Below are 5,648 nucleotides of genomic sequence, written 5' to 3' on the forward strand. Positions count from 1 at the left end.
AACCGGATGAAAGAAGACGGAAAATCATCTGGGAATGCGTGGATTGCTTTTCAAGATCTGCGACACCCGACATTTGAGCAGGATGGTGGTGGGCCCGGCAGGACTCGAACCTGAAACCGGTCGGTAATGAGTCGGCGGCTCTAACCATTGAGCTATAGGCCGCCGGCGTGGGCAATGTCATATCCGGACGTCCCGTCCGCCCGTCTTGACTGCGCGGCTGCGCATTGTGCGTCATCGAACTTCGTCCGGACAGCGCCAATAGCGGAAGCAGGGCCGCGCCCTGGCGTTCCCGTCCCTCACCCTGCTTTCGTCATCGGCGGCTGCCGCCACGTACCGTCGAGTGCCTCTTGCTTCGGCCAGTAGAGGCGCATTGCAATAACGAAGGGCCCCTTCGGCGCAGGCAACCAGTTGGGTTCCTTGTCCTTGCCGGGGGACTCGTTCTGGACATAGAACGTCAAACCACCATCGGCGTCCTTGACAAACTGCGGCAGCATTGGCGAATTGAGCAGGTACCGGTTGATCGGGTTGGCGACGAGCAGGCTCTGTGGCAGGTTATACATGGTTAGCGACCAGAAGGCGTTGACCGGCGGCAGCGTGCCAGGTGCGAAGTGCACGGTGTACTTGCTAGCTCCGTCAAGCTTTTTCCCATCCGAACCGACAGCATAGATTGGATACATCGCCTCCTGCTTGGAGTTGCCGTAGATACCAAGCACAGCGGCTGTCATGCGGTAGAGGTAGTTGTTCTTCAGGTACGCGCGCGTACCAAACATATCCCCTGTGGTTACTTCGCCAGCGTCCACGCGTTTCCGCAATGCCTCAAGATCGGCCCAGGCGTCGGCCATTCCCTGTTCGAGGGCGGTAGTCGTTGTTGGCGAGAGTGTGCTGGCGTCGAAGGTCTTGCCTGCGCCGACACCGATCTTGGCGAAACGCGCCATCAACTCGGTTTCCGACGGATTGGTCGGACAAAACTGCAGGGCGAAGTTCAGGATGTTGAAAAACTCGGGCGAGGTCCTCTCTTCGTCCGGTGTTAGCGGCTTGATGAAATCGATCGCGGGCGATGCTTCTGGCGCAGGCTGGCCGAGGTACTTGGACAGCGGCTCTGCCTTGTATCCGGCCTGGATTTTCTTCACATTGTCGAGGTCGTCCGGGTCGAAAAGCTGTGTACGATACACGGCGATGACAAGCTCGGTTTCCGAGGTGAAGACTTTCGTGATGCCGGCGGGCGTCTCGCCCTTCCAACCCGGCCCGGCGATGAGGAATCTGCCGCCATCGTTGCCAGTCGCGCGGCTGCCAATGTAGTCGAAGTTGAAGGTGTATGCATCGATCAGCTGAATGCTGAAATAGCGGTCTTTCTCAATTTGAGGTACCGTCAGCACCATCGGCTCGGCACGCAAGTCCATACCGATCATCGAGTATGGGGTATCCGAGTTGGGTGTCTGAATCGCCGTGTCGGCTGGCGTGTAGACACGCGGGATATTGATGAGCTGGTTCCAGGGTCCCTTATATTCGGGGTTCTTGGCGTCAACGAAATAAGCGTGCTGGATTCGGTAGCTGTCGACGATTGGGAAGCCGTAGATGTACGCCTCCTTAGCGATGGCACGCGCTTCGGTCTCAATTGCGTCCCCAGCTTGAGCCGTCGCGGCGCCGAACCGCGCAAACCCCGCAGCCAGAATCATGCCTTTCGTGAAATCGCGTTTTGTTATCTTCACGGCAATTCCTCCCTCAACACCAATCGTGAGGGAGGATAGTGCGTTTGAACCGCGAAAGCGCAAGTACGTTACAGTAACAACCATAAGCTGGTGCGCTAAGCTCTTTCGAGGCTCGGCTTTTCACGGGAACCAGGGTAGTCGGGGTGCCTTTTAGCTCTGGTGGTTGTTGTTTCCGTAAAGTCAAAAAGCCGCGATCGCGAGTGGACTAAATGAGGAAATTATCGTCTTGCCGAGTGAACCTCTCCAGCTTCATCTCGAGGCAAGGTGTCTTTTCCGGGCGAAAGCGTTGCCAGCATCGCCGAAGGGCAGATCAATGTCTTCGATATGGACCTGAAGTAGTTGAGCTGCGTCGTTACATGAAGTCATGCGTGAGGCTAGCTTTCGATTTGCTGGGCTCAACTCATGCCGTCTACAATGGGTCAGAAACGGACGTGTGTTGCCAGGGTGTTCCCGGTCTGTGCGCTTAGATGGTGTAACGGGCGGAACCCGGCTCGCCAGGTTTGAAGGGCGGGTGGTCGTCCCTCACAATGATGGTGTCGCGGAGTCAGGAGTGGCCTGCTCCATAGCATCACGGAGAAACGACCATGAAGCAGTATGCGGGCATCGACGTATCCTTGGAATACTCGAGTGTGTGCGTGGTGGATGCGGATGGCCGCATCGTCCGGGAAGCAAAGATTCTCAGCGAACCCGATGCGCTGATCGCCTGGTTTGGCGGCCAGGACGCGATGGAGCGCATGGTCTGGAGGCCGGCCCGTTGTCGCAGTGGCTCCATGCCGGGATGGTGAAAGCAGGTCTTTCTGTCGAGCTGATCGAGACGCACCACGTGCGCGCAGCCTTCAAGACGATGCCGGTCAAGACCGACAAGAAGGACGCCCGCGGCATTGCGCAGTTGATGCGGCTGGGCTGGTTCCGATCGGTCCACTGCAAATCGCTGGCCGCCCAGGAGGTGCGTGCGCTGCTCACTGCCCGCAAGCTCATTCAGGGCAAGCTTCACGACATCGAGATGAGCATCCGGGGCATCCTGCGCGGCTTCGGCCTCAAGGTCGGGCCGACGACGCGGTGCACCTACGCGGGCCGTATCCGCGAACTGATTGCCGGCCATTCGACCTTGGAAGTGATCGCTACGGCACTGCTCAAAGTGCGCGACGCGCTTGTGCACGAATTTGCAGGGTTTGACCGCAAGCTGCGTGCCATCGCCCGCCAGGATGACAACGCACTTCGGTTGATGACGACGCCCGGCGTTGGCGTCCTCGTGGCGCTGACGTTTGTGGCGGCCGTCGATGCACCGGAGCGCTTCCGCTCCTCGCGGGCGGTCGGGCCACACTTCGGATTGACGCCGAAGAAATATCAATCGGGCGAAACCGATCATAGCGGCCGCATTTCGAAGATCGGCGATGGCAGCGTGCGAACCGTGCTCTACGAGGCGGCCAACGTCATCCTGACGCGACCGGTCAAAGGTTCCGATCTGAAGGGCTGGGCACTGGCGGTCGCAAAACGTGCCGGTCCGAGAAAGGCGCGCGTGGCGCTGGCTCGCAAGCTGGCGGTGGTGTTGCATTGCATGCTCAGGGACAGAACCAACTTCATTGCTCATAAGGGAGCGTCCGCCCTGCCGCGTTGACCGCAGGAGACGACAAGACAGGCGTTCGGACGGGCAGCCATCAGCCCTCCGCAGCAAGGTCCCTTCGCCGGGACGATGGATGGGTTAGGCCGTTATGCGATCAGCAGCACGCGGTGACTGCGCCGTTTTAGATTGGCCAACCGGTCCTCAGCAGACCCCATAGAGCAGCGGAAAAGCTCCGACTGCGGACAGAAGCAAGCACTCGGCGAGGGATTACGCGCACAAGGGATTGACGAGGCGCCTGTGAGTTCACGGCGAACTGCGACTTACGCAGGTGATGCTAGCCGACACGTCGCATTTGCGCGAGCAGTTTCTTGCGGAAGACTTCCGCGGGCGTTCGATAGCCGAGGCACTTTCGGGGCGTCGAGTTAAGCCGATCGCAAATGTCCTTCAGGTCACCGTCGGTGATCGATAGAGGATCCACCTCTCTCGAAAGCCATTTGCGAGCACGGCGATTGGTGTTCTCAACCGTGCCTTTCTGCCACGGCGACTGCGGGTCGCAGAACCATGTCTGCGTTCCGATGCCAGCCTGGAGATACGGCCATTCGCTGAATTCGGTGCCACGGTCAAAGGTAATCGACCGGCGGGCGAGATGGGGCAGGGACTGCAGCGCCTGGATCAGCCTGTCCATGATCGGCTTCGATTGCCGGTCGTTGTTGCGCAGGAAGACCGCAAAGCGGCTGACACGCTCGACCAGCGACGTCACATTGGCCTTGCCGAACTTCTTGCGAAATTGAATGAGATCGCACTCCCAATGACCGAACTGCTTGCGCTCGGCGACGGTGTCCGGACGGTGGAGAATGTTGAGTTCCGGGCTGAAACGGCGGCCGTAGCGACGCCTGGCATGCCGCGGGCGACGTCTCGCGCGACGTTCCGGCAGATGCCGCCACAGTCTGATGGCAAGGCCGTCTGCTGAATAGGCGAATTTGTAGATCGTCTCGTAACTGACGGAAATCGGATGACGCTCCAGCCGCATGCGACCGGCGATCTGTTGTGGCGACCAGCCATGCATGATCCGCTCGATCACCGACCGACGCACATGCGCAAACCGAGCAAGCTTGCGCAGCTTGGCTCTGCGGTCGCGCGCCATCTCGTTGGCCGTGACGCAGTAGTAGCCGCTGAGCTCCGGCATCTGCGCGTCTTCAAAAGCATTGCGGCTGAGTTCACGGAAAATCGTCGAGCGATGCCGTCCAAGCTTCTCGGCGATAACCGTGGCGCTCAGGCCGGCCGTTCGCCACTTGGCGATCCTACGACGCTCATCCATATCGATTTGGGAGTAGGTGCGTCTCATGAGCCATTCCTTGCGAGTGACAACCCATTGGTATCTATCGCAAGTCGCACTTCATCCTTGAACCCACCGCCCGTTACAGAAGGATCGCATAATGTATCGACTGGAAGCCGCCCATCGCTGTGGGTTTGGCTACGAGCCCTTCGGCTTCCTACCAGAACGCAAAGGGGGAGGGCGCGATGAACTCGTATCGACCTCCGCAAACAGGTCTCTCACATTCGAACCGAGAACAGCTGCAAGTGCTTCCAGTGCGGAGACGGTGACGTTCTCAAGCCCGCGCTCGATGCGACCGACATAAGAGCGATCAATCCCTGCTTCCAAGGCAAGCCTTTCCTGCGACAGCCCTTTCGCAACGCGAAGCCTCCGCAGGTTCCAGCCAATGGTTTGCCTTATGTCCATAGCACACCATGCGATATTGGCGGCTTGACAATCGACGGACTGTAGGTCCCTTATTATACGCTAAAACGGCTCGGAAATTACCGCTCCGAGCGTGCAGGGTTTGCGGTCTGGAGATTTGGGTGGACCATGGAATTTCGCCAACTCTCATACTTCGTTGCGGTAGCCGAGGAGCTGCACTTCCATCGGGCGGCAATGCGCATGCACATTGCCCAGCCGGCATTAAGCTCGCACATCCAGGCGCTAGAAAAGGAGTTGGGCGTGCGCTTGCTTGATCGGTCGACGAGGCGGGTCGAACTGACGCGGGCAGGGGAGGCATTCTACGACCGGGCGGTTCGGATTACCGGCGACGTCGGACTGTCGGCCGAGGTGGCGCGGTCCGTTGCCGGCAAGGCGGCCCGCACGATCAGGATCGGAACCGTCTATCCGGCAACGACCGGTGTTCTGCCGGCGTTTCTGTCGCGCATCGGCCGGAAGTTTCCCGATGTCGCGCTGCATGTGCGAAGCGGTTCGACCTCGGACATCATTCGCGGGCTGGAGAATGGCCAGATCAATCTCGGCTTTATCCGTCCGGTCGAAAACATCGGGTCTTTGCGCTTCTTCTCGATCGCGCATGAGCGCTATCTGCTGGCGGTCG

4 protein-coding genes and 1 pseudogene are annotated in these 5,648 nt (G+C 59.3%); 2 read left to right on the forward strand and 3 right to left on the reverse strand.

Features of this window, described 5'->3' with window-relative positions:
- Positions 1-296 precede the first annotated feature (296 nt).
- Positions 297-1,676 (reverse strand): DUF1254 domain-containing protein, encoded by a 1,380-nt coding sequence (locus L981_RS32510; RefSeq protein WP_156134320.1) that lies wholly within the window; start codon positions 1,674-1,676, stop codon positions 297-299.
- A gap of 617 nt (positions 1,677-2,293) precedes the next feature.
- Here L981_RS32510 and L981_RS32515 point away from each other — a divergent pair.
- Positions 2,294-3,327 (forward strand): annotated as a pseudogene (locus L981_RS32515) (IS110 family transposase).
- A gap of 280 nt (positions 3,328-3,607) precedes the next feature.
- Here L981_RS32515 and L981_RS32520 read toward each other — a convergent pair.
- A complete protein-coding gene (locus L981_RS32520) occupies positions 3,608-4,618 on the reverse strand; it encodes an IS30 family transposase (RefSeq protein WP_043626808.1) in 1,011 nt (336 codons plus the stop codon).
- A 129-nt stretch (positions 4,619-4,747) separates the two neighbouring features.
- Complete coding sequence (locus tag L981_RS34265) at positions 4,748-5,014, reverse strand: helix-turn-helix domain-containing protein (RefSeq protein WP_082006235.1); 267 nt, start codon at positions 5,012-5,014, stop codon at positions 4,748-4,750.
- A 126-nt stretch (positions 5,015-5,140) separates the two neighbouring features.
- Here L981_RS34265 and L981_RS32525 point away from each other — a divergent pair.
- Positions 5,141-5,648, forward strand: a 508-nt coding sequence (locus L981_RS32525; RefSeq protein WP_043626811.1) for a LysR family transcriptional regulator, incomplete at its 3' end; no start/stop codon positions are given.

It is taken from the genome of Ensifer sp. ZNC0028 (assembly GCF_000799055.1).
Lineage (GTDB): Bacteria > Pseudomonadota > Alphaproteobacteria > Rhizobiales > Rhizobiaceae > Ensifer.

Excerpts from the sequence above, each read along its gene's own strand:
- L981_RS32510 (WP_156134320.1), bottom strand. The coding sequence starts at position 1,676 with ATGATTCTGGCTGCGGGGTTTGCGCGGTTCGGCGCCGCGACGGCTCAA.
- L981_RS32520 (WP_043626808.1), bottom strand. The coding sequence starts at position 4,618 with ATGAGACGCACCTACTCCCAAATCGATATGGATGAGCGTCGTAGGATC.
- L981_RS34265 (WP_082006235.1), bottom strand. The coding sequence starts at position 5,014 with ATGGACATAAGGCAAACCATTGGCTGGAACCTGCGGAGGCTTCGCGTT.